We start from the raw sequence: 24090 nt of genomic DNA, 5'->3' as shown, positions 1-24090 counted from the left end.
ACATAAAACGATAACAGCAGGGGAAATCTACTCCTGCTGTTTTTTCATTTTAAATGGGTGTTAGGAATGGAGCTGGTTACCATCGAGAGCAGAATTTACAAGTCGACAGAACCATTCTTTTGGTCAGGAAGTGGAGATAATCAAGAGACAGGCATACTGATGATCCATGGATTCACGGGGTCGCCCTCGGAGTTTAGACGGATTGGGTATGTGCTCAGAGATGAAGGCTACACCATCCAAGCTGTAAAGCTTCCAGGACACGGTACCTCACCCGAAGAAATGATACGAACCGGATGGACGGATTGGTATGGGCATGTGCTGGAGAGTTATGACGAACTTGCAGCTAAATGCAAAAGCGTTGTTGTTATGGGACATTCAATGGGCGGACTGCTCGCCTTGAAGCTGGCTGTGGAACGTCGTGCAGCTGGGGTTATTTCGCTGGCTACACCTATTTTTCTAACGTCAAGGAAGTCGGCACTGGCCGTACTGCTGCAATATTTTATCAAATATGTAGCTAAGAAACCCAAACAAATCTCTACGTTATTAGATGAGTCATGTGCATATACCAAAACGCCGATTCGTTGCGTCGTAAGTCTACGTAAGCTGTTGAAACAAGTTAAAAGCTTGCTGCCTCAAGTCGAAGCACCGATATGGATCGGTCAAGGGAGCAAGGATGGCGTGGTCCATCAGGAAAGCGCAGCGTTTTTACATAAGCGCATTAGTTCCCAAGTGAAAGAACTTCGTTATTACCCAGAGTCATCCCACGGAATGCTGCTGGATCAAGAGAGAGAGCTTATCTATGCCGATATTACTGCGTTTATCCTTTCCCTTAAAGTGGCATACTATGGAGTAAAGGAAACCAGTACGGCGAATTAGAAAGCTAGGCTCAACAACAACAAGAAGGTGAAGAGAGAATGATGACAGATAAAAAAATCATAAGTTTGATGCAAGAAGAGGCTTATAAGCCTATGTCCTATAAGGAGCTTGAAAAGCATTTCGGGATTGAAAGTGCGAATGAGTTTAAGGATTTTATTAAATTGTTAAATCAATTAGAGGAAAGTGGTCACATTGTCAGAGGCGGAAATGACCGCTACGGCGTTCCTGAACGAATGAATTTGGTGAGAGGTAAGCTGCAGGCTCATGCCAAAGGCTTCGGTTTCTTAATTCCTGATGATCGGGACCACCCGGACGTATATATTAATGCACATGATCTAAATACCGCGATGAATGGCGACATTGTCTTCGTAAAGGTAACCGCGAGGAGTCAAGGCGGAGGCCGGCTGGAAGGCGAAGTCGTGCGAGTTATTACGCGTGCGAATACACAAATTGTTGGCGTTTTTCAGAGTCAAGAGACGTTTGGGTTCGTTATTGCGGATGATAAGCGTGTGTCTCGGGATATTTTCATCCCTCAGCATGCTTTCATGGGCGCTGTTACGGGGCAAAAAGTCGTTGTCAAGATTGTAAACTATCCAGAGGGCCGTTCTGCGGCTGAAGGGGAAGTTATCGAGATCCTTGGTCACAAAGATGATCCAGGCGTTGATATCCTTGCCATTGTTCGTAAATTCCAACTGCCTGAGGCGTTCAAAGAGGAAGTTATTGAAGAGGCTGAGAAAGCTCCGGATTCGATCAGTGAAGAAGAGATTATTGGTCAAGGACGGCGGGATCTTCGTTCTAAGCGCATTGTAACCATTGATGGTGAAGATGCGAAAGACTTGGATGACGCGGTAAATGTGGAGCTTTTGGAAAACGGGAATCTTCGTTTAGGCGTTCATATTGCCGATGTGAGCTATTATGTGCGGGAAAGCACTGCGCTTGATATTGAAGCATATAATCGCGGCTGCTCCGTGTATTTGACTGATCGTGTTATCCCGATGCTGCCTCATAGATTGTCTAACGGAATATGCTCGCTGAATCCTCGTGTAGACCGTTTAACCATGTCTTGTGAGATGGAGTTCGATGAGGATTTAAAACTGGTGAACCACGAAATTTTCACGAGTGTTATTAAAACTAGTGAGCGCATGACGTATACGAATGTGCGGAAGCTTCTGACAGGTGAAGCCGAACCGGAGATTGTCGAGAAATATGACTACTTGATGGAAGATTTCAAACGAATGGAAGAGCTGGCTGCAAGGCTGCGTTCCAGACGGATGAAGCGTGGGGCGATAGATTTTGACTTCGAGGAGTCTAAAATTATCGTCGATTCCGAAGGCAAACCTACGGATATAGTGAAAAGAGAGCGTTCCGTCGCTGAAATGATGATCGAAGAGTTTATGCTAGCCGCCAATGAAACGGTTGCTGAGCATTTCTCATGGATGAAAGTACCTTTCCTATACCGTGTTCATGAAGACCCTGATGCAGAAAAGCTGATGAATTTTATGGAGTTTGTGACGAACTTCGGGTACTCGGTTAAAGGTAAAGGGAATTCGGTACATCCACGGGCGTTACAGGCGCTTTTGGAAGAGATTAAAGGAACTCCCGAAGAGACGGTGCTTAGTAAAATTATGCTTCGCTCCATGAAACAGGCTCGCTATGATGCGCAGAGCTTAGGGCATTTCGGCTTGGCAGCGGAATTCTATTCTCACTTTACATCTCCGATTCGTCGTTACCCCGATTTAATTATTCATCGGGTGATTCGCGAAGTGCTGGAAAGCGGCGGTACCTTATCCGATAAGCGTCATGAATATTTGTCGTCGCGGATGAGTGATATTGCGCAGCAATCATCGGAACGTGAGCGAGTTGCCGTTGATGCTGAACGTGAGACGGAAGCGCTGAAGAAAGCTCAATACATGCTGGATAAAGTCGGCGAGGAATTCGAAGGTATTATCTCCAGCGTTACCGGTTTCGGTATGTTCGTGGAGCTCGACAATACGGTTGAAGGTTTGATTCGTCTTAGCGATTTGACCGACGATTATTACAATTTCCATGAGAGACAGTTTGCTCTCATTGGTGAACGTACGTCCAAGATCTATCGAATCGGCGATGAGATCAAGATTCGTGTTGCTCGTGTCAATATGGATGAGCATACGATTGATTTTGAACTGCTCGATATGAAGCCTCGCAAAGAGGGCGGGTTTAATCGCGGTGGAGGAAGTTCAAACCGTGGTGGAAAACCTTCATTTAAAGGTGCGGCTGGATTTAAAGGCTTCCGCGGGGGATCCGATAAAGGCAAACCTGAAAAAGGAAAAGGCGGATTTGCCGCTAAGGGCAAGGGCGGCTATGCGAAGGCTCAAGGCTCTGGTGCTGCTGGTGGAGAGCGCAAGGAAAGAGCAGGGGCCGGAGGTACGGCTGAAGGCAAGGAAAGAACTGAAAGAGTAGGAGCCGGTGGTACGGCAGAAGGCAAGGAAAGAGCTGAAAGAGTAGGTCAAGGGCGTGGTGCGGGACGTGCTGCAGGTGGCGCAGCTCGCAGAATAGAAGCGGCGGCACGCACGGAAGGCGGAGCAGAGCAAGGGCGCGGTGAAGGCTCTGGACGCGCAGAGGGTGGAGCAGGACAAGGCAAATCCCGGCGCGGTAAGGCAGGGAGCACGCCGTGGAGCGAGAAGCGCGGCAAAGGTGGTGCTGGCCGCGGCAAAGCGGGCGGTCCTAAGCTGAGCGAAGGCGGCAGCTTGAGCGCAAGGCTTGAATCTGTCGGCGCAGGGCGGACAGAGAGTGGTGCAGCTCGCGGCGAAAGCAAGCGCGGCCGCGGTGGGATCGCGCTTGGGGGCGAAGCCCAAGCGGGTGGCGGTTCGCCTGCTGCTGAGCGCAGCACAGGCGGTAGTGATTGGGCGAGCGGCGTGAACGCGCTCGCCAAGGGTGGTCGTCGTCGGAGTGACGACGGCGATGGTAGCAAGAAGCGGCGGAGATAACGCCGCTTCTTGCTTTTCCGCCTTTATCTTGCTACAATAGGATGCACATTGTAGCAGTATTTACCTGCATTAAACGTGCGGGAGGAGGATCTCACGTGGCAACGAAAAAGGCAGATGGCAAATTACTCGCCCAGAACAAAAAGGCTTCACACGACTACTTTATTGAAGAAACGTATGAATGCGGTCTTGTCCTGACCGGCACGGAGATCAAATCCTTACGGGCAGGTAAAGCAAACATAGGCGATAGCTTTTCGACTATTCGTAATGGCGAAGCATTTGTACACAACATGCATATTAGTCCTTTTGATCAAGGCAACCGAAGCAATCCTGAAGATCCAACCCGGACGCGGAAGCTGCTCTTAAAAAAGGCGCAGATTGCCAAGATGCTAGGACAGGCGAAGCAAGAAGGTTATACCCTCGTTCCACTGAAGGTGTATATCCGAAATGGTTACGCCAAGCTATTGGTCGGCATAGGCAAAGGGAAAAAGCAGTTCGACAAGCGTGAATCTGCAGCGAAAAAGGATGCACAGCGAGACATTCAACGTGCTCTGCGTGAGAAGCAGAAGATTGCCAGATAGGTGGCCAGCCCATACTGGAAGGCAACACCTCAACTTCCATGAACCTAGTCGTTCATATTTCCCCAGCATGTGTTATACTAATTTAGCAGCAAAGATTTGAAAGCAATTTGGCTCAAATGATTATCCTGCTTTTCTTTTACCTTCACCGTCTATGACGGCAACGAAGGCAATCCGGGGGTGTTCTTGGATTCGACGGGGATAGTTTGGGCACGGGTTGCGGGTAGTGGGGCCGCGTCCACTATAAAACGCTAAAGCCTATTAAATGGCAAAACACAAAACAACTACGCTTTAGCAGCTTAATAACCTGTTAGCGTGCTCCTCCTCAGCATCGCCCATGTGACTGGGATAGGGGCTCAACTATAGTGGGATACGACGTTTGGTCTCCGCCTGGGGTCGGACGTAGGAAGACAATCAGGCTGACCCAACGCATAGCCGGTTACGGGGCGATGCTCGGGTGACATCAAAACTGTGACTACACCCGTAGATGCCTGTGTGGCGATATTTTCGGACAGGGGTTCGACTCCCCTCACCTCCATACTAGGAACCCGCTCACAGAGCGGGTTTTCGCCTTTTCAAGGAAGACATTGTAGACTAAATGTAGACATCAGATATTTAGGTGGTTAGATAGAGACTAACCTTGTAGACGTGATGTCTACATGTGGTGGATGATTTATGGCAACGCAAAGTCATTTACAGTAGCTTATGTTTGCAATTTAATTGGGACTGATAGAGATCATGAGGAGAATGATCATGCAGTTACACAGCTAGAGCTCCCCGAGTGTCTTATGCAGGCCCAGATTCGCAAAGTCCAAGGGGCTCTAATTGAATATGAAAATAAAAATATCGTCAGTTGCGTCTTGGTGACGCTTTAGGCGGTGTTTTACTCGAAGTTATTTTGTAGGATCACTGGTCTTAAACGAAATATCTAACGATTCAAGAATTATTGCTAATCGCTAGACGAGATTGACTATGTTGCTTCAATACTAAAGGATATGTTCTTTTCCTCTTGGGGAAATGGCGAGTCAAGCCACCTCATCAAACATCCGAATCATCACGTGGCGGCGAATTGTGGTTCGCCTTCTTAGTTAATCTAGATATCCGATACTCGTCTCGTCTCCAATATACATAACCACGAATCAAATAATCAATTTGTCTGTGGTTATTATCTAACTTTAGCCTTAGGAGGCGATTGACTATGATAACAGTGCTCAATCTGGATGGCCAAAAACTAACCCCATGTTTGCTTCACCGGGCTTGGAGGGAAGTTGATCGAGCCCGTGCCGTCTGGATCGACGAGCAGACAATCCAATTACTTTACAACCCATTTTCATTTCGAGACTATCGAATAGCTGCATTAAAACGGGATCATTACACTTGTTTGTGGTGTGGGCGTCCCGCAACGACTGTAGATCATATTGTCCCCTCAAGCAAAGGTGGCTCAGATCTTCCCCAAAACTTACTCGCTTCTTGCATTGAATGCAACACGAAACGAGGAAACCGTTCAGCGTTGTCATATCTTATAGATAAAGTGCTTTCCGTGCCGAATCTTATAAAGCTCTGTTACCGCATCATTAAAGCTAAACATAACCATCGTCAAGCGAACTGATGTAAGTACTCATTCACCGCCTGAAGGCGGTTTTTATCTGTACAGGGCGTCCAATGGCATAGTTGTGTCCCAATTTGAGTGGAGGGATCCCGATGCGTTGGGTTATTTGCAGACACCGTTAAGCTGGGATGCAAATACATCCAAATTTTTATGTATCGGGGTTCGACTCCCTCACCTCCATTAAAATACAAGAGACACCCGAGAGGGTGTCTCTTGTATTTTAATGATTAGGGAGAAGGGGCCCCTAAGGGTTCGCCCGCGCGGACCGGAGCGTGAGCGTAGGGAGCACGGCATTGAAATGTACCGCTAGGGTTATCATCGGTGAGTTGGCTTCGTCAGCAGGTTAGATAGGATATTTCAATACTCCCCTCACCTCCATCATTAAAATGTCCTTGATTTCAAAATTGCTAATATCCTTCGAAGGTTGGATGATAAGATATCCGAGGAAAAAATGTCTTTGTTCAGTGGGATGTGGCACATTCTCAGGCTAGTCCCATTTCACAGGACATGAAGAATCAAGATATACAGGCCAATCCACTGCAATTGGGCATTCCACTAGACTATGCTGGACGAGGTGATCGGACCAAACGCTACCCCTACGAGGATAAGGTGGAAGGGTTAACATCCGGGAAAACCTATTATTTTCTCATTAGGGCTCGCAATGCGGCTGATCAATTTGACAACAACGAAAAATCAATGAAGATTATAGCCCCTTAGTAGAAGGAACGGTGAGTTATAGTGGATCTATGAATGATCTTAACTGACTTGCGATAAACCAACGAGATGTAAACGACGTCTAGAATAAATATAAGTATATACATCATAGTTAACAAGATTGAATGCGGGTTTAGGGAATAGCACCAAATAGATGCACACAGGGTGCCGACCATTTTAGAGTAAGCGATGTAGATGGATTGGCCGTGTAAATCTTGTTTCAGTAGCATTTTTATAAAAAGTATGGACATCATTAGATTGATTCCAAATGCGGAATACTTGCCCTCAGGATCATGAAATTCGATAGCCATTCCGTAGTGAAGCAGCAGAGCAATTACTAGTAAGGAGAGAACTATAGGTTTTGTAGGCCATTTTGGAGATAGTTTTTTTGAATAATAGAGAAATTGAAACAGGATGATGCAATCTAATAAAAACCATAGTAGAGTTACGATTTGCTGGAGTGGGTGGAAAGGCATGACGAAGGAAAACAGAAATTCCCAAGTAATATTGGCACATAGGGCTACTATTGGCATTCCACAGGTTCGATCCCGGAATCCTTTATAAATGACCCATATATAAGCGATTGTCCAAAAAAAGACGATCCCAAACTGCAGAATAAGTTCTATTTGTAATGGTAAAAGGTGTTCCATACGTAGTAAATCGCATCCTTCCAGGGAATTCTCTTTCATAAATATGATTTGTTTAGCTTGTCTATGCACATATGGGAAATCAAAAAAGCAGCTCAACCACCAAGTGGTTGGAGCTTTTTTGTTATATCCGCGTTTTTGAATCATTCGAAGGGAAAAAGCAACAATTTTATTGACAGGAGAGAGCCTATCGTATAGTATTCATTGATAGTGATAATCATTATCACGTATAAGTGTTGAGAGGGGAAAACGTCTAATGTTTGCATTAAAAAGTAAAATACTAGTCATTATGCTGCTTATTTTGACTATTACAATTATGGGTTGCTCCAAACAAAATGCAGGGCAAACCTCTGGGTCTGAAAAGGTTCAGCAAGATAAAACGATTACGTTCTCGTGGTCAAGAGATATCGGGCCGATGAACCCGCATGTTTATAATCCTTCGCAATTAATTGCGCAATCGATGATTTACGAACCGCTGGTCAGCTACAAAGAAGGAGGCAAGCTGGAACCTCATCTGGCAGAATCCTGGATTATCTCGCAGGACGGGAAAGAATACACGTTCAAGCTTCGGCAAAATGTGAAATTCTCTGATGGGTCGCCGTTTAACGCTGCTATCGTCAAAAAGAATTTCGATGCGGTAATGAAAAACTTCACAAATCATAGCTGGCTTGGGTTTATTAATATGCTTGATAAGACGGAAGTCGTGGATGAGTATACGTTTAAAATGACTCTGAAAAAGGCCTATTATCCGACCTTACAGGAGTTGTCGGTTGTCCGTCCGGTACGTTTTCTCGGTGAAGCCGGGTTCCCAGATGACGGTGATACATCGAAGAGTGTAAAAAAACCGATCGGAACTGGACCGTGGACGCTGACGGATTACAAGAAAGATGAATCTGCGGAGTTTACCCGTAATCCGAATTATTGGGGAGATAAACCGAAGGTTAACAAGATGGTCATCAAGATTATTCCAGACGGAGAAACGCGGGTACTTGCTTTTGAGAAGAAGGAGCTTGATCTCATCTACGGTGAAGGCGTGATCAGTATGGATGCCTTCAAGCAGTTGAAAGCATCTGGCAAATATGAAACAAGTCTTTCCGAGCCCATAGCAACGAGAGAACTGGTTATGAACACGATGAAGGATGCGCTTTCGGATTTGCGAGTACGTCAGGCTCTTCATCACGGTTTTAACAAGCAGGCTATGGTGGATGGAGTCACTTCCGGTTTAGAGGAGAAGGCAGACAACATTTTATCCAAAAACCTCCCGTACACAAATCTTGACGTTAAGCCGCTGGAATACAATGTAGACAAGGCGAAAGCTTTATTAGATGAAGCGGGTTGGAAGCTACCTGCAGGGAAAACCGTTCGTGAGAAAAACGGCAAAGCGCTTGAACTGGAACTGATATATGAGAAGACGGATCAAGTTCAAAAGCCGATGGCGGAGACACTTCAATCCGAATGGGGAGCCATCGGCGTCAAGCTGAACATTACCGGGCTTGATCTCGCCACACAAGTTAAACGCCTACGTGCTGCTGATTTTGATTTGGACTTCTGGAGCAACTACGGATCGCCTTATGACCCGCACTCTTTTATTAATATTGCTGCTGAAAAAGGCTTCGGCATCTCGGAGTCGCTCTCGAGCTTGCCAATGAAACAAGAGTTGGATCAGCAAGTGAAGGACGCTCTTCTTTCAACCGATGAGAGCAAGCGCCAACAACTGTACGCTTCTATCTTGAAGACGCTGCAGGAGCAGGCATCTTTTCTGCCGATCTCGTATATTAAGAAGACGGCTGTTTATCAAAAAGATGTGAAAGGTTTCGTATTCCCAGCCAATCGGGATGCGAATCCATTCCTCGGACTCGACATTGTGAAGTAAACGGCAGGGAGGCTATTATGTTCAGCTATATCGGGAAACGGCTTCTTGCCATCATTCCCATCTTTCTTTTTGCTACGCTTCTTTCTTTCATTCTCATTCATCTGTCACCGGTTGATCCAGCTGAAGCTTACTTGAGCGCAGCCCATATACACCCAACGGAAGCGGTACTAGCCGAGGTAAGACATGAATTCGGCCTGGATCAGCCGCTGTATGTTCAATATGTTCAGTCGCTTATGAAGATGTGCCGACTAAATTTCGGTACATCTTATGTTTCGAAGGAGCCGGTTTGGCAGGAGGTCGCGCACCGATTGCCGGCTACACTCCAGCTTGCCTTCAGCAGCCTTTGCATGGCCGTGCTTGTCAGTGTGCCTATCGGCTTTCTATCGGCTGTTTATAAAAACAGCGTGATTGATCATCTCAGTCGGTTGCTTGCTTTTATTGGTGCTTCTATCCCGCAATTTTGGCTAGGGTACTTATTGATTTTTTTCTTATCGGTCAAGCTGGATTTGTTTCCTGTGCAAGGAAGAGGTACGTGGGCTCATCTGATTCTTCCTTCGTTAACGCTCTCCTTGGGGCTGATCGCAATCTACACTCGTCTGCTGCGTACCAGCGTTCTCGAACAAATGCAGGAGCCGTATGTCGTATACGCTAGAACCAGAGGCATCAAAGAGTCGGTCATTATGGGCAAGCATGTACTAAAAATCGCAATTTCGCCGATGATTACCGGTTTGGGTATGAATATGGGGAAATTGCTTGCGGGGACGATTATTGTGGAAGAGGTCTTTTCCTGGCCAGGGTTCGGACGTTATTTTATCGATGCCATCTTTAACCGGGATATCCCTGTTATCCAATGCTATGTTTTTCTCGTTGCTTGTACATTTATTGTGTGTAACCTGATCGTTGATCTTCTGCAAATGGCTATGGACCCTCGGATTTCTAGGAAAGGAAGTACGAGCCCATGATCATGAGGATACGCACCGGACTTAAGAGTCAGAAGACCGTTATCGTATGCATGGGCCTTCTATTTATTTTCTTTGTTCTTACCGTGTTGGCTCCGTGGATCGCGCCTCATGATCCGATTCAGGTAAACTTGGCGCTCAAGCTTCAATCACCATCGCTGGATTATCCTTTGGGTACCGACCATTTGGGGCGCTGCAACCTTTCTCGTCTTTTATACGGCGCTCGCGTTTCGTTAGGCTTTGCGTTTCTGATTTTAATTGCCTCTTTAGGTATTGGCTTGTTCATCGGATCGATTGCCGGATACAAAGGAGGCCTAGTTGATCATGTGCTGATGAGGTTCTGTGACGGCGTCATGTCGTTTCCGAATCTCGTACTCATTCTTGGGCTGATTGGGATATTCGGCCCTGGACTGGTGCAGGTTGTTTTGGCGATGATGCTGGTGCAGTGGGTCTATTACGCTCGGATGTTCCGAGGTATGGTTCTCAGCTTGAAGGAGCGGAACTTCATTACCGCCGCCAGAATCAGTGGATCCTCGCAATGGAAGATTATTAGACAGCACATTATTCCCAATGTACTTCCCCCGATTGTCGTTATGGGAACACTGGAGATGGGCTGGGCGATCATGGATATATCCGCTCTCTCGTTCCTAGGACTTGGCATTCAAGCGCCAACGCCGGAGTGGGGTGCGATGATTCACGAGGGAAAGGCGTTTATTCGCAGTAATCCCGAATTAATGCTGTATCCGGGAATGATGATTTTGCTTGTCGTGGTGTCATTCAATGTATTAGGTGAAGCTTTGTCGGATCGGTTTGGCGTTAAGCGACGTTTTGAAAAGGGATGAGAAAACTTGAGAGAATCGCAGAATGTTTTGCAGGTAAGCAGCCTGCATGTGAAGGTCAAGACGGCGGATGGAACGCTTCCCCTTGTCCATAATATCGATTTAGAGCTGAAGCCTGGCCGTGTGCTTGGTCTTGTTGGAGAAAGTGGCAGCGGCAAATCAGTCACGTGTCTGTCGATCTTACGGTTGCTGGACCGAAAAACAACGAGCGTGGAAGGCAGTATCCGATTGCACGGTCGCGAGCTGAATGGGCTCGGAAACGAGGAAATGCGGCGTATTCGTGGCAAAGAAATCGCCTTCATTATGCAAAATCCGATGAACGCCTTTTCTCCTGTGTTTACGATCGGTGATCAATTCGTCGAAACGATCCGCACGCATACGGCCCTCACTAAAAAACAAGCATTCGAATTAGCGGTGACCTCTATGCAGGATGTGAATTTACCGGATTCCTCCGAGCTTATGAGGCGGCACCCGTTTCAACTGAGCGGGGGGATGCTGCAGCGGGTTATGATTGCCTTTGCGATGTGCATGCGGCCATCTGTCCTTATTGCTGATGAGCCAACCACTGCGCTGGATGTGACCAATCAACTGCAGGTGCTGCGTCAACTCAATCGTATTCGTTCCGAATACGGTACGTCTATTCTATTGATTTCTCATGATTTGGGGGTCATCGCGGAAATGGCAGACGATGTTGCCGTTATGCAGCATGGACGGATTGTTGAAAAAGCAGACGTCTACGAGTTATTTGATCATCCGCAGCATGTGTATACGAAGGAATTGCTCGATGCCAGACCCAAGCTGCAGATTAACCAACAGATCAACCAACCGACCAAGGAGTTTGTATTGTCATGAATGCTATGCAGCAATCTGAGATTGCTTCGCAGGGTCGTCCCTTTGGGGCGAAAGCGATGCAGATTTACCTCGTTACCGCCTTGTTTTTCACTAGCAGCCATATCCTTCTGATTCTGCTGCCGCTTAGCTCGTACAAGCTTGGAGCGAGCCCGTCGCAGATCGGTCTGATCATGGGTGCTTATATGTTTACTTCGATGTTTTTACGGCCCGTTGCCGGTAAAATTGTTGATAAACTTGGTGCAAAGCGGATACTCGCCGCAGCGTTAATTCTTAATGTAGTAGTCATCTCCATGTATCTTATTCAGGAGCTGTGGGTTTACGCTATGCTTCGAATTGCACAGGGCGTGATCCTTGCTTTCTTTTCGATGGTATCACACCTGATGATCATCGAGGCTTTGTCGGAGAAAGCTCGTGGGCAAGGCCTCTCCCTTTTCTCACTCTCGTCGATGCTGCCTTACACGTACGGACCCTTTCTTGCTCTTTATTTTGCGGGAAAAGTACCCATACCTTACATCTTAATGGCCTTGATTCCGATCAGTGTGATAACACTCCTCATTGGTGTGAACATCAAGCTGCCCGTGCGTCGAAATAACAAGCCTATCGGTTCGCAAGCTGCTGCGAATTTGCGAAGCGAGGAACTTTACCAAGGATGGAAAGATCGAAAGCTGCTGCTTCCATCCCTAACGATGCTTCTAGCTTCGGCGATCATCGGAACGGTGGTGGCCTTTCTCCCGCTTTATCTAGAGAGACGCGAGTTACCGTATGCAGGATATTATTTCATGACCGAAACCGCTGTTCTTATTACATTGCGCTTCTTCGGCAGAAAACTCATTCCGACAAACGGTCGATTTCCTGTTCGTGCAGCTACTCTCCTCATATTGCTCATAACAGTCGCCGTATGTTTGGTTCGAATGGCTGAATCGCTGCCTGTTATCCTGCTTGCCGCAGTTTGCAACGGAGTTGCTTTGTCGATGCTGTATCCGACGCTGCTGACCTATGTTTCGTTCATTGTGCCAGAACGGTTCAGAGGCAGAGGGATCGGGCTGTTCATCGCAGCAGCCGATTTCGGAACATCGGTAGGTACTTGGGGGATGAGTCTGATTGCGAATGCGTATTCGTACGAAGTCATGTTTTCCGGTTGTGTAGTTATCGGGGTAGCTGCCCTGCTACTTATCCTACTAATGTCTAAACAGGGGGTGAGGAATTGAGTTTGCTTCAGGTGAAGAACGTTACTCATAGTTATGCAGCACCCCATCAGTTCTTTAAGGAGAAGAAGCGGGCAACTGTGCTTTCCAATGTTACTCTTTCCATTGAACATGGCAAGTGTTTAAGCCTCCTCGGAACGAGCGGAGCAGGTAAAAGCACGCTGGGCAAGGTCATCCTGGGACTTGAAAAACCGCAGAAGGGACAGGTTTTTTTTCAGGGGGTTGATGTTTACAATACGGACTCGTCTACCCGCAGGAGGCTTCGTCGAGATCTTCAAGTGGTTTTTCAAGACTGTTATTCGGCCGTTAATCCGCAAATGAATGCAGAACAAATTATCGGAGAGCCACTGCAAAACTACGAGACATTATCTCTGAAGGAGCACAAACGAACGATCGGAGAGCTTCTGGAAACAGTCGGGTTAAAATTGGATGACAGGCACAAGTATCCTCATCAATTTAGCGGCGGACAACTGCAAAGAGTCAACATTGCAAGAGCGATTGCCTTAAAACCGAAGCTGATCGTACTCGATGAGGCGGTAAGCAGCCTGGACATGGTGAATCAAACGAAAATCTTGCAGCTGTTGAGCGACCTGAAATCGGCGTTTGGCCTCTCTTACCTATTTATCACTCATGACATTAAAGCTGCTTACTCGATATCTGATGTTCTGGCTGTGATGGAAAAAGGGGAAGTGGTCGAGTTGTGCGAAGATAAATCGCAGTTTTTTCAATCGCCACACCCCAGTGTGAGGAGTTTGGTTAGCTCCATTCTTTCGGAGCATCCGCGTAATCGTTCCGTTTAACTTCCGACGAGATAACCTTCAACAACAACGAATTGTGATCTATGAAGACACCCGAGAGGGTGTCTTTTGCTTTATGAGGTACTTAATTGGGAGGATAGGGTAGGATGTTTTCGAATACATAGCCTTGGTTAGTTCAAATCCATTCTCAGGGCGGAATACTTAGCTTTAGGTATCCATAGACGGTTTTTCACCCAAAATGCTATTTGTTATACTTAATAGGACCGATACGAAATAAAAATAAGCAAGGAGTTGGCGGGATTGAACTATACAGAGATGTTAGGACGCAGGAGCGAAATTTTGAAACGTATCATTGGAAATCTGATTATTAAAGATAATCAGTTTGGTTTGAGTGAACAAGAAAATAATTGTTATAAAGATATGGTTAAAAAGTTTCATAGAAGTAACTATGAATTGCACGCTAGTAGGAAACAAGTATAGTTACTATATGATCTATTAGAATGGAAGCAAAGAGTGTAGTAAGATGATAGGTACTAGAAGACACCGTCTTAGGTGTCTTTTTGTGGTGTAATAAGATTATATTAGTTAATAATCGATAGAGAGTAGGCGTGCATCATCTTGGTAAAGTCGGAGAAAACCATTTATTTTATCTTAGCTATGGTGGTCATTTCGTGGGGTTTAAATATTGTAATGGTTAAATACCTTACACAGTTTATCTCGCCCATGCTTGTAGCCGCAATTAGGATGCCGCTCGCTGGAATTGTGTTGCTTCCATTTGTATTTAAAAAGTATGGATTCTATAAGCCTAATGCAAAGCAGTGGGGACTTCTTTTTCTTATAGGGCTAACATCGATCTTCTTTCATCAGTTGTTTTTAGCTTATGGGGTTGTAACAACTACAGCTACTAATGCATCGCTGATCCTAGGATTAAATCCGCTAACTACCGCTCTACTTGCATCCATTTTCATTGGGGAAAAATTCAGTATGAGATTAGGCCTCGGTATTCTGTTTGGATTCTCAGGGGTCGTTTTGGTCGTAACCTCCAAATCGGCAGATAGTTCGGTTGGTTTATCCGGATGGGGAGATGTCATCATGCTTCTATCCATGTTGGCTTATGTTGTTGGTGCATTGTTCATCAAGAAGTTGTCGACAACCTCCATGCCGACTTTAGTTGTCACTACCTATTCAACGTTAATTGGGGGAATCATGTTAAATCTGGGTACGGTGACTTTCTTTGGGCCTTCGTCGTATGCTCAGATTCATTTGCCAGCCATGGCTTGGGCCGTTATGTTGATGTCCGCTTGGGGAGCATCTTCACTGGGTACTCTAGGGTGGAATCATGGTATAAAATTTCTAGGTGCCAACAAAACAGCCATGTTTCTAAACGGGCTGCCTTTTGCCAGTATGGTTGGGGGAATTATTTTTTTGGATGAAAAAATTGGTTGGATTCACGTTGTGGCCTTTCTTCTTACCACGGTTGGTATTGTGATAGGGACTTTAAAGAAAAGAGATAGCAGACTTCCCTCTGTAGGTGGAAAATCTGTTAATACCTAAGTGAAAGCGGAGGGAGCATACCTCCATACTAAATCAATAAGACACTATCCATTCATATGAATTGGGTAGTGTTTTTTAATTAAGCATAGCGGAATCATGATCAGGGAAAAATGTCCGAAGTGACTACATTTTGTAAGAAAGTTGTGTGGAAATGTTGGAAAAGAAATATATAAGAGAAACTCGATGTTTTAAAATTTCTAGAGTTTTTCCAACGGATGTCAATAACCATAATACATTGTTTGGAGGCAAGCTAATGTCATATATCGACGATATTGCTTCCATATCTGCTAGCAAATTATGTCGTGTGACAGCTGTGACAGCTTCTACGGACTCTGTTGATTTCTTACACCCTATTCGGCCAACGGATTCTGTTTCCTTAGAGTCCTTCGTCACATGGACGGGCAAGAGTTCGATAGAGGTTTTTGTGAAAGTGATCAGAGAAGATTTAAGAAGTGGTGAGAGGAAGATCGCCGCGACATCTTTTCTTACTTTTGTTGCTTTGGATGAGCAAAATAAGACGATATTTGTACCTCGCATCATACCTGAGACTGAAGAAGAAAAAAAGCTGCATGAAACGGCTGAACATAGAACGGAAATGAGGAAACACCGACGAGAGGAAAGCAAGAAGTTCGCTGACTATTTGGTGACGGAGTATCCATGGGAGTAATTCGGAGAGGGGTTCGACTGTTAGAGTCCGATAGGGGCGGTAATGGAGAGATGCCTTAAGCCGCAAAAAAGAGCTTGCTACGTGAACGTTGGCAGGCTCTTTTATTGTATTTAGCACCAATATTTCGCTCTGCGTACACCTATCGTCCATTATTTTGACATAGTGAGCACAGATTCAAATATATGTAGATAGTATACGAAGCGGCTCGACTAAATGGGGTGGTGAGTTCAGTGTCGCGTTCCAATGGAAGCCAAGGCACAGGGGATATATACATCAGGGCGACTTTTCAAGCACTGGTGGATACTATAATTCCGCCTACACTACGACAAGTAGAGGTGGTAGGAACGGTACCTGCAGCCGGGGCGGTTCAGCTCTGTGTGGATGAATTCGTGATGAACGAGATCGATCATTCGCAATTTGTTCCTGTAAATGACGAGTATCCAACTCAGATGCCTCTTTCAAAGTCAACTGCTCAATTACTTGATAGGGGGGCTGAGCAATTAATTCGGAGAGGGCTAGCCCAACATCCCTTAAGCCCTTGGATTTTCCCCGGAGGCCGACTGTTTTCCGCTCTGTCCCGCGAAGATAGGCTGCAAACATTGGCTCTACTGGATCGGCTTGAGGTCCCTCTCCACTTGGTGCCTCCTCCTTATCAAAACAATCCCGGAATGATTCAAACCATGATAGATTCGTTAACTCAATTAACGATGTTCGGTTACTATTCAGAATGGTTCGGGTATGGAACAACCCGTCTCTCTCCTCCAGACTACCGGCAGGTTGAGTTTTTTCCACCTGGTTGGTGTTTGGTCGGTTATCCCGGGCCAGCATTCGGATACTGTGATTTTCGTGGATTTTTATTGAAGTATCCTCATGCTAAGGGGGAATATCCGAATGACTGACCCGGATGTTATTGTGATCGGCTCGGGTGGCGGTGGAGCTGTAATTGCCAAAGAGCTTGGGGAAAAGGGCCTTCAGGTCTTGGTGTTGGAGGCTGGCCCCTGGTATGGGAATTCACAGTGGCCTGACCCGAATAAGAACCGGGGAGCCCAAAACAGCTCCAAGTCGGATGATTTGAATATATTTTTGTTCAAGGAACAATACACCAAGGATGAAGGAGAAATGAATGACTTGATTACAGGCAGACTTCGCTGGGGGCCTGCGGATAGGAATCGCTCTCCGTGGTTTCGGAATGTAACGAGGCGGGGGTTTGTTTGGCAAAATTCCGGAGTAGGAGGGACGACACAATCTTATCTTGCCAATTCTCCGCGAGCTTTTCCTGTGACGGTTGACCATGTTTGGCCGATTTCTTATCGCGAGCTTATTCCTTATTATGAAAAAGTCGAAGCGACGCTGCCGGTTGAGTTTGCGCCTATGACTTCCAAAGAGGAACTGTTTTTTTATGGAGCAAAAAAGGCCGGTTGGCAGCTGATTCCTACTCTGGATGTGACAGTTCCTGGCTATCGCCCGCAGCCCAACGCCATTTTGCCTCCAAATAAGAACCTTACCCGTCCAGACTATTCCGTTGAACAGTTGTCTTGGATGCAGGGCTGTACCCTTGCCGGTCATTGTATCAACTGATGCCCGCACGGGCCCACTGTGGATAAAATTGCAAAGCGTTCAACCAACGTTAGTTATGTCCCGCTAGCCTTAAAGACAGGCCGTGTAACCATAAGGCCCAATGCCTTTGTCACCCAAATCATGACGGAGACCCATCTGACGGAAGGGTTGCGAGCAATTGGTGTACGCATACGGGATACATGGTCAGGGGAGACAGAAGAGATTAGAGCCGGAGTCGTGGTCATGGCTGCGGGAACGATCGAAAGTCCCCGGCTTTGGCTAAATTCTGGTTTGCCCAGTAATCCATGGGTAGGACGGGGATTGGTTAATCATTATTTTGACTGGGTCACGGGAATGTTCGATGAAAGAGATCTGATCGCCATTCTGGGAAGCCCGGATATCAATCCCTTTGTAGGCCATACATCAGGGGGGAGGCTCGACTATCCCGGACTTGGATCCATTTTGGTTACTGGGATGAGCCCCGGATTAACCGCCTCCATGAGCTATGGATTAAGTCAGTCTGGATACAGCTCCTTGCAGCCGCTTCTTACCAGTATGCCATGGTATGCAAAAGGCCGAGTCGTAGGGCACGAGCTGCAGGAGTGGATGGAAAACTATCGAAGAACGTTAAGCATCGTTATATTTGCTGACGATGAGGTTAATTATAGAAACGGAGTTACGGTTGATCCGGCAAATAAGGATGAACATGGACCTGTCCCGAAGGTGAGCTATGTTTCTGGACAACGAGGAAGTAGGAATCGCAACGAACTTGTTAAAATCGCCGTGGACATTTTGCGGAAAGCAGGAGCCAAGAAGGTGCTTCGAACCGACTGGCCGGCCTCTCTGATGATACATATGGAAAGCACCATGAGGATGGGATTTGTCGTAGATGACAGTTGTGAATCCTATCAGACAAAGCGGTTATATATTGCTGATAATAGTGTGCATTTTAACGCATTGGGTGGGGCCAATCCAACGCTTACAACGCAAGCTCTTGCTACTCGCACTGCTGACAAAATGGCCGAGAAATATTTTAAATAAAAGCTTAAAATAAAAACCAGGAAGAAGGGAACGCTAATTAGCAAAAAGGAGCTGCCAACATGAATATCATGGAAGTACTCAATGATGCGATTAAGCCGTTTCTGGATGGTGAAAAGCCGCCTTTAAACGTCGGAGAAGTCATGAATCTGTGGTTTTATTTGACTGCAACGGAACAAACCATGCGGGGCGAACAGGTATCTTATAATATTGTAGAGGATCTTGAACTTAAGGAGAAGCTGAAAGAAGTCATTAACGATGTTCATGGTCCAATTTTTGCAGAGTTAACTGAGTTTTTAAAAGTAGAAGGTGTCCCGATACCCGAGGCGTCGCCGAATAAACCGATAGGCGATTTTCGGAATATTCCGGAGGGCTCCAAACTGTCTGATGAAGAAATAGCAAGTCTTCTAAGTTTCAATATTGTACTGGGTATAAATTATGCTTGCCGGGGCATGACAGAGGCAGTACGGCCGGATGTTGCGGCAATGTTCGCTAAATTTCAGATGAAGAAGTTTACATATGCAATAACGTTAAAAGATGTATTAATGAGAAAAGGGTGGTTTAAAGCACCCCCGTATTTCAAACCAGAAGCCTTTGCAAAGTAGTTTAGGAGGCGTTAAGCAGTACTTTGCTAGATAAGCAAGAAAAGCACCGGAGAGGGTGCTTTTTTATTTGTATGGGCGTTAAAGCAAGGGAAGTTTATGCAAGGTTATTTGATAGTGATAGCAGAAATGCTTCCATTTGTTTTAAAGTCTTTCGTGTAGGCTAATGTAGCTGTCGCAGTGAATGTACCGTTTGGTCCCGTTACGGTGATCGTTGGATTGGAAGAATAGCCTGCCCCTGGATTCGTAATGGTTACACCAGTCACAATGCCATTCGTAACTATTGCGGTTGCAGTTGCTTGCGTCTTTTGCCATGTATCACTTTTTCTTCCGTTATAACGGTAATAGTTGGACACCTCATCTAAGCGTTCATTCGTGATCCCATAGGGGGTCAGAACTTTAAGGAGAGCTGTTTTGTTTTGCTGAGCTTGTTCGGAGCTTGGGCCACTATCCAGTCCTGCAGGCGTTACGCCGCGAAATGCTTCTCTAAAAACCTCAGTGGGCACCCCAAGGGCCGCGGCAATAAGTACGACAGGTCTACCGTGGTCCTGTGGATCTGTATTAAAACCACCCGATATCACGACGGAATTAGCTGCTTGACCAGGATTACTGCCATTCGTTGTGCCCGCAGATGGAGTTGGGCTTGTTGGGGGAGCTAGAACGGGATCGGGCTTACAATTCAGTCCCCCTTTGTTGCCTGCTTCTCTTGGAGGTACATCCTTAACCGCTTTATTATTTGCTGCTGCTAACACCGTGTTATTACTGCTCAATGCTATACCTCCACTTACTACAATTACGGCCACTAGCGTACTAGTGGTGATCATTTTCATTTTTATGTTCATCGTCATTCTTCCCTTCTTTTTATTAAATTGTGTGTTTCTTGAAACCTATATTACTTGGACTTGGTGAAAGTATGGTGAAAGCACGAAAGCTTTCGGTTATACTTTTATGAAGATGGTAAGTCGGGAAATGGGGCAGGAAAATGAAGGTTCTATTGGCGGAAGATGATATTCGTCTGGGTGAACTGACCGCGCATATGTTGAGAAAGAAGTCTGGATGCACCGTTGATTGGGTGAAGACGGGCAGTGATGCGTTCGACTATGCGACGGCTTCCAGTTACGATGTTGTCGTGCTCGATTGGATGATGCCGGAGGGGGATGGCCTCGAAACGTGTGCCAAACTTCGTAAAAAGGGCTATCTCGGTGCGATTCTAATGCTGACTGCAAAGGATGCTTTGCAGGATCGTGTTGAAGGTCTCGATGCGGGAGCCGACGATTATTTGGTTAAGCCGTTCGAGATGGACGAACTGCTGGCACGTTTGCGAGCACTGATGCGCAGAAACTTCGTTCCCCTTCAGGAGGATGTTATCCGGATCCGTGATCTGGAGCTGCAGCGGATGAGTCAAATCGTCATTCGAGACAACCAAGAAATCCAATTATCCCCGCGTGAATTTCAAATTCTAGACCTGCTGCTGCAGAACAAAGGACGTACACTGACCCGCGAGGTCATCCTGGACAAAGTATGGGGTCTTGATGCCGAAGTGAATCTAAAGACGATCGACGCTACCGTGAAGTTAATCCGAAAGAAGCTCGAGCCCTCCTACTCACGGGAGCTCATTCAGAGCGTGAGAGGCGTAGGTTATAAAATTGAAGCATAACTGGGGCTCTTTAAAAAATCGGCTATCCGAAGGTGATTTGTTCGACCGAACGCGCAATAAGTTGACGCTGCAATACAGCGGTGTACTTATTGCTTTTCTGAGTTTGTTCGTCATCATTGTTTATGTCCTACTCTATCTATTCATCTGGAACGATCAACGAACGGGATTGAATGAGCTTGCTGACAGTGAAATTCGCACCTTGCAAAAGTGGGCCGACCAAGACAGCGATCCGAATAGACGTCCCCCGCGCTCAATAGAGGATGCTTTCTCGATCAGCACGGACCAATCGTTCTACTATTTGATTGCTGAAAATGGGAACATACAGTTAGGTGATGAGATTCAGCCGGAATTGCGTAATCAGGTGATAGAGGCCATTGCGAAGGGACATTTCAGGGGGAAAGGAATCGAGAAAGTTACCTTGCAAACATTCGATAAGCCGTCTGCAGACGACTTAGGACGCCCGAAACTGGGGGAGAATGCCAAGTTTCTTGTTTCGGACCGTCAGCTGCTATGGAATGGGGCGCGGATCGGCACCTTATATCTAGGGAAGGAAGTTACGTTCCAGAACGATTTGTTCCGCCTGCTGCTTATTCTGTTGATCGGGATGGCGCTGCTTTTCTTTGCTCTAGCCTTATGGTTCAGCCATCTGATGGCACGCAAAGCGATTATACCGATTGCCAAAGCGTATGCGAAACAACGTGAGTTCGTAGCAGACGCTTCCCATGAGCTGCGTACACCTCTGAGTGTCATGCTAACATCGATCGAGGCGCTTCAGCTTGAAGAAAGCATCGAGAGCGACCCCTTTTCGAAGAACGTGCTAAATGGCATGAAAGAGGAGGTTAACTCCATAACGAAGCTTGCCGGCGAGTTGCTGCACCTTGCCCGCTCTGATTCTGGCGAATTCGAGCTGGATCGATCCGCATTTAATCTAAGTGAATCAGCCGCAAGAGCGATTAGTAAGCTACAGCCATTTGCTCAAGCCAAGGACATCGACATTGAGCTGCATGTCCCTCATGAGCTGACGGTGAATTGGGACGCCGAGAAATTCACGCAGCTGCTCATCCTGCTAATCGATAATGCGATTAAGTATACGCCGGGCAAGGGAACCGTACATGTAGTGCTTGCAGACGGCAAGGAAAAAGGGGCTCGCAGCTTCACCATCGAAGTGAAGGATAATGGGATCGGCATTGCGGCCGAAGTACTTCCGCGCATCTTCGACCGTTTCTACCGCCAGGATAAGTCACGAACGCGTCAAATCGGCGGCCATGGTCTTGGGCTTGCGATCGCCAAGAATATCGTGGATGCAAGTCGGGGCACTATTCATGTGGAAAGCACGCTTGGAGAGGGCAGTACGTTCAAGATTCGTATTCCTTTGTAGGTAACCGGAATTTTCCGAGGGAACGTCGCTTCGCTAACTAAAGGTCAGGTGACTTTCCTTTACAATCGACAGAAAACAAAAAATGAGAAGGCAAGAATAACCTTGCCTTCTCATTTTTTTTGCCACTAAGTGGATTTATTACTTTTGAAAGCGCCATTATTCAATGGGCACCGAATGACTCCTGATTATCTCAGCTACATCATCGAAAGCATATCTGTGGTTAACCATATCTACTGTCAAATCTTCCGCAGCTTTGTTGTTCATCGAGAAACGATAACCGTTGTAACGGAGAAAGATGACTAGTGCTGTAAAGGCTGTACGTTTGTTCGCATTTTGAAAGGGGTGATTTTGTCCCAAGGATTCGAACAAAGCTGCTGCTTTTTGATAGATGCTGGGATAAGCATCATCTCCAAAGGCTGATGATTGCGGGCGCAATAAAGCAGACTCCAGCATATGGCTATCTTTTACACCTATATGTTCGCCAAAACTATATTTTTGAATGACAGCAACATTAATTGCTATGGCTTCTTGTGTGGTCAAATAGCGAATTGTGTTCATTATCTATCTTTTAAACCTTTCAATGTTTCGTCATACTCCTCCATGACTTGAGAGAGTGTGTCAAGAAAGTCGGGACTAATCCCAGTGGGAAGAGCAACTTTGTTTACTTTCTTGATGACGATTTCTCCATCGTTTTCTCGCACATCAATTTTTACGGTATCACCAACTTCAAGACCAATTTGCTTAAGAGCATCCGTCATCGTTATGCCGAGACTATTGCCGAATTTCGAAACCTTACGCTCCATGTCCATCACCTTGCTCATATATAATCAACTCCTTACTATCTTATTCAGTTGTTATAACAATTATACAATTATACAAGTTATATTGGAATAGCCCTATGTGCAAAATATCAACGAATCTGTCCTACGGAATTTGAGCCTTAATCGCAGTGAGTGCATCACTTATCTTCGTTTCAAGCTTGAAGATGCTTTCTTTTTCTGCATTCATTTGGCGTGAAAGAGAAATCATGGAGGTGAGTGAGCTTTGAACAGCATTCGTATCTTCTTTTTTTGCTCCTTGTTTAAATGCGGTCCATATCGGGGAGAGGCTGTTTTGGATCGTTTTGATAGCACCTTGCTTAGCTTTGATCTGTACGTTTATGGGGTCAATGTCATTCAGGCTGCTGCGGATTTTTTTCGTCGCTTTGGATGCTTTGTCTTTAGCAGCTTGGGAAGCTTTTACTTTGGCGCTTATATCCATACGAGCTAGTTGTACGGGGATTTTCATAGCAGCAGCTTGGAATCTTAGCAGGGCGCTCAAGCTCTTGCTTTTCAGTGCTCGGGCGGCTTCGATTTGTTTGTTTAACGCGGCGTACTGAGATAATAAGGGCTGATGCCGAGCTCTTGTTCGCGAGATCTCCTCCTCCAATTTCGCCAATTTGGCGGAATCGATATCTTTGGCCTGTTTGCTAAGCTCTGCCGATGTATCCTTATTTCTGCTATGTAGCGTATTGATCTTGGCTTCCCAGTCCTGTTCTTGCTTCTGAAGGTTGAGGAATTCGGTGTATAGCGAACTGATTTTACTGGCTTGGGTTTGAGTCGCGGCGGCAATCGTTTTGTCGAGAGAGGATTGAATCGTGGTTGTGATTTCGAATGAAGCGGCTGAAGCTAACTCGGCTGGAATAGCAGAGGCGAGGGCTAAAGCGGTGAGCAAAGCGGTAAAATTTTTCAATAGACAACCTCCTTCAAATTTGAAAGTGTGATG

The 24090-nt window shown here is 46.1% G+C and carries 22 protein-coding genes, 1 other RNA gene and 1 pseudogene; 19 read left to right on the top strand and 5 right to left on the bottom strand.

Annotated features, from left to right (window positions below):
* Positions 1-66: 66 nt before the first annotated feature.
* The 5 genes from QFZ77_RS03370 (at position 67) to QFZ77_RS03350 (ending at position 6026) form a co-directional block, all read left to right on the top strand.
* Positions 67-876, top strand: a complete 810-nt coding sequence (locus QFZ77_RS03370; protein ID WP_307436139.1) for an alpha/beta hydrolase — start codon at positions 67-69, stop codon at positions 874-876.
* A 38-nt stretch (positions 877-914) separates the two neighbouring features.
* On the top strand, positions 915-3842 hold the full coding sequence (rnr, locus tag QFZ77_RS03365) for a ribonuclease R (RefSeq protein ID WP_307436136.1): 2928 nt from the start codon (positions 915-917) through the stop codon (positions 3840-3842).
* A gap of 95 nt (positions 3843-3937) precedes the next feature.
* On the top strand, positions 3938-4420 hold the full coding sequence (smpB, locus tag QFZ77_RS03360; RefSeq protein ID WP_047679001.1) for an SsrA-binding protein SmpB: 483 nt from the start codon (positions 3938-3940) through the stop codon (positions 4418-4420).
* A gap of 173 nt (positions 4421-4593) precedes the next feature.
* Positions 4594-4958: a transfer-messenger RNA gene (gene ssrA / locus QFZ77_RS03355) on the top strand.
* Between the two features lie 657 nt (positions 4959-5615).
* On the top strand, positions 5616-6026 hold the full coding sequence (locus QFZ77_RS03350; protein ID WP_307436128.1) for an HNH endonuclease: 411 nt from the start codon (positions 5616-5618) through the stop codon (positions 6024-6026).
* Positions 6027-6739: 713 nt separating this feature from the next.
* Here QFZ77_RS03350 and QFZ77_RS38135 read toward each other — a convergent pair.
* On the bottom strand, positions 6740-7390 hold the full coding sequence (locus tag QFZ77_RS38135; RefSeq protein WP_483874772.1) for a transmembrane-type terpene cyclase: 651 nt from the start codon (positions 7388-7390) through the stop codon (positions 6740-6742).
* A 253-nt stretch (positions 7391-7643) separates the two neighbouring features.
* On the opposite strand from QFZ77_RS38135, the gene nikA reads away from it, so the two are divergent.
* The 12 genes and pseudogenes from nikA to QFZ77_RS03290 all read left to right on the top strand — a co-directional run bounded on the left by nikA (position 7644) and on the right by QFZ77_RS03290 (position 19294).
* On the top strand, positions 7644-9260 hold the full coding sequence (gene nikA / locus QFZ77_RS03345; RefSeq protein WP_307436125.1) for a nickel ABC transporter substrate-binding protein: 1617 nt from the start codon (positions 7644-7646) through the stop codon (positions 9258-9260).
* A 17-nt stretch (positions 9261-9277) separates the two neighbouring features.
* Positions 9278-10222, top strand: coding sequence for a nickel ABC transporter permease subunit NikB (nikB, locus tag QFZ77_RS03340; protein ID WP_307436122.1), 945 nt, complete (start codon positions 9278-9280; stop codon positions 10220-10222).
* Positions 10219-11061 (top strand): nickel ABC transporter permease subunit NikC, encoded by an 843-nt coding sequence (gene nikC / locus QFZ77_RS03335; protein WP_307436118.1) that lies wholly within the window; start codon positions 10219-10221, stop codon positions 11059-11061. Before nikB ends, nikC begins: the two co-directional genes overlap by 4 nt.
* Positions 11062-11067: 6 nt before the next feature.
* Positions 11068-11910 carry a nickel import ATP-binding protein NikD gene (gene nikD / locus QFZ77_RS03330; RefSeq protein WP_307436116.1) on the top strand — a complete coding sequence of 281 codons (843 nt, stop codon included), beginning with the start codon at positions 11068-11070 and terminating at the stop codon, positions 11908-11910.
* A complete protein-coding gene (gene cntE, locus QFZ77_RS03325; protein WP_307436113.1) occupies positions 11907-13118 on the top strand; it encodes a staphylopine family metallophore export MFS transporter CntE in 1212 nt (403 codons plus the stop codon). The genes nikD and cntE overlap by 4 nt, the downstream gene beginning before the upstream one ends.
* Positions 13115-13915: a nickel import ATP-binding protein NikE gene (gene nikE / locus QFZ77_RS03320; protein WP_307436110.1), complete on the top strand. Its 801-nt coding sequence runs from the start codon at positions 13115-13117 to the stop codon at positions 13913-13915. Before cntE ends, nikE begins: the two co-directional genes overlap by 4 nt.
* A 258-nt stretch (positions 13916-14173) precedes the next feature.
* Positions 14174-14353 carry a hypothetical protein gene (locus QFZ77_RS03315; RefSeq protein ID WP_307436109.1) on the top strand — a complete coding sequence of 60 codons (180 nt, stop codon included), beginning with the start codon at positions 14174-14176 and terminating at the stop codon, positions 14351-14353.
* 138 nt (positions 14354-14491) lie between these two features.
* On the top strand, positions 14492-15427 hold the full coding sequence (locus QFZ77_RS03310; protein WP_307436106.1) for a DMT family transporter: 936 nt from the start codon (positions 14492-14494) through the stop codon (positions 15425-15427).
* 151 nt (positions 15428-15578) lie between these two features.
* The gene (locus QFZ77_RS03305) at positions 15579-16094 is read left to right on the top strand and encodes an acyl-CoA thioesterase (RefSeq protein ID WP_373462559.1); all 516 of its coding nucleotides are present in this window, start codon (positions 15579-15581) and stop codon (positions 16092-16094) included.
* Positions 16095-16324: 230 nt separating this feature from the next.
* Complete coding sequence (locus QFZ77_RS03300; RefSeq protein WP_307436103.1) at positions 16325-16993, top strand: gluconate 2-dehydrogenase subunit 3 family protein; 669 nt, start codon at positions 16325-16327, stop codon at positions 16991-16993.
* A pseudogene (locus QFZ77_RS03295) lies at positions 16986-18692 on the top strand (GMC family oxidoreductase N-terminal domain-containing protein). The gene QFZ77_RS03300 and the pseudogene QFZ77_RS03295 overlap by 8 nt, the downstream one beginning before the upstream one ends.
* A gap of 59 nt (positions 18693-18751) precedes the next feature.
* Positions 18752-19294 carry a DUF3231 family protein gene (locus QFZ77_RS03290; RefSeq protein ID WP_307436100.1) on the top strand — a complete coding sequence of 181 codons (543 nt, stop codon included), beginning with the start codon at positions 18752-18754 and terminating at the stop codon, positions 19292-19294.
* Between the two features lie 104 nt (positions 19295-19398).
* On the opposite strand, the gene QFZ77_RS03285 is transcribed toward QFZ77_RS03290, so the two are convergent.
* A complete protein-coding gene (locus tag QFZ77_RS03285; protein WP_307436098.1) occupies positions 19399-20139 on the bottom strand; it encodes a hypothetical protein in 741 nt (246 codons plus the stop codon).
* Positions 20140-20273: 134 nt separating this feature from the next.
* Between QFZ77_RS03285 and QFZ77_RS03280 the strand changes: the two genes are divergently transcribed.
* On the top strand, positions 20274-20948 hold the full coding sequence (locus QFZ77_RS03280) for a response regulator transcription factor (RefSeq protein ID WP_307436095.1): 675 nt from the start codon (positions 20274-20276) through the stop codon (positions 20946-20948).
* Positions 20938-22326: a sensor histidine kinase gene (locus QFZ77_RS03275; RefSeq protein WP_307436090.1), complete on the top strand. Its 1389-nt coding sequence runs from the start codon at positions 20938-20940 to the stop codon at positions 22324-22326. Before QFZ77_RS03280 ends, QFZ77_RS03275 begins: the two co-directional genes overlap by 11 nt.
* Positions 22327-22482: 156 nt before the next feature.
* Here the strand turns inward: QFZ77_RS03275 and QFZ77_RS03270 are convergent, their stop codons facing one another.
* The 3 genes from QFZ77_RS03270 to QFZ77_RS03260 all read right to left on the bottom strand — a co-directional run bounded on the left by QFZ77_RS03270 (position 22483) and on the right by QFZ77_RS03260 (position 24057).
* Positions 22483-22884, bottom strand: coding sequence for a type II toxin-antitoxin system death-on-curing family toxin (locus tag QFZ77_RS03270; protein WP_307436087.1), 402 nt, complete (start codon positions 22882-22884; stop codon positions 22483-22485).
* Positions 22884-23147 carry an AbrB/MazE/SpoVT family DNA-binding domain-containing protein gene (locus QFZ77_RS03265; RefSeq protein ID WP_307436084.1) on the bottom strand — a complete coding sequence of 88 codons (264 nt, stop codon included), beginning with the start codon at positions 23145-23147 and terminating at the stop codon, positions 22884-22886. The genes QFZ77_RS03270 and QFZ77_RS03265 overlap by 1 nt, the downstream gene beginning before the upstream one ends.
* Before the next feature lie 103 nt (positions 23148-23250).
* Positions 23251-24057, bottom strand: a complete 807-nt coding sequence (locus tag QFZ77_RS03260; protein WP_307436081.1) for a hypothetical protein — start codon at positions 24055-24057, stop codon at positions 23251-23253.
* Between the last annotated feature and the right edge of the window lie 33 nt (positions 24058-24090).

It is taken from the genome of Paenibacillus sp. V4I3 (assembly GCF_030817215.1).
In the GTDB taxonomy this organism is placed as follows: Bacteria; Bacillota; Bacilli; order Paenibacillales; family NBRC-103111; genus Paenibacillus_E.
This window is presented reverse-complemented; position numbering and strand designations above follow the sequence as displayed.

Coding starts and splice junctions, on each gene's coding strand:
- QFZ77_RS03370 (WP_307436139.1), top strand. CDS start 67: ATGGAGCTGGTTACCATCGAGAGCAGAATTTACAAGTCGACAGAACCA.
- rnr (WP_307436136.1), top strand. CDS start 915: ATGATGACAGATAAAAAAATCATAAGTTTGATGCAAGAAGAGGCTTAT.
- QFZ77_RS03350 (WP_307436128.1), top strand. CDS start 5,616: ATGATAACAGTGCTCAATCTGGATGGCCAAAAACTAACCCCATGTTTG.
- QFZ77_RS38135 (WP_483874772.1), bottom strand. CDS start 7,390: ATGGAACACCTTTTACCATTACAAATAGAACTTATTCTGCAGTTTGGG.
- nikA (WP_307436125.1), top strand. CDS start 7,644: ATGTTTGCATTAAAAAGTAAAATACTAGTCATTATGCTGCTTATTTTG.
- nikB (WP_307436122.1), top strand. CDS start 9,278: ATGTTCAGCTATATCGGGAAACGGCTTCTTGCCATCATTCCCATCTTT.
- nikC (WP_307436118.1), top strand. CDS start 10,219: ATGATCATGAGGATACGCACCGGACTTAAGAGTCAGAAGACCGTTATC.
- cntE (WP_307436113.1), top strand. CDS start 11,907: ATGAATGCTATGCAGCAATCTGAGATTGCTTCGCAGGGTCGTCCCTTT.
- QFZ77_RS03305 (WP_373462559.1), top strand. CDS start 15,579: ATGTTGGAAAAGAAATATATAAGAGAAACTCGATGTTTTAAAATTTCT.
- QFZ77_RS03290 (WP_307436100.1), top strand. CDS start 18,752: ATGAATATCATGGAAGTACTCAATGATGCGATTAAGCCGTTTCTGGAT.
- QFZ77_RS03285 (WP_307436098.1), bottom strand. CDS start 20,139: ATGACGATGAACATAAAAATGAAAATGATCACCACTAGTACGCTAGTG.
- QFZ77_RS03280 (WP_307436095.1), top strand. CDS start 20,274: ATGAAGGTTCTATTGGCGGAAGATGATATTCGTCTGGGTGAACTGACC.
- QFZ77_RS03270 (WP_307436087.1), bottom strand. CDS start 22,884: ATGAACACAATTCGCTATTTGACCACACAAGAAGCCATAGCAATTAAT.
- QFZ77_RS03265 (WP_307436084.1), bottom strand. CDS start 23,147: ATGAGCAAGGTGATGGACATGGAGCGTAAGGTTTCGAAATTCGGCAAT.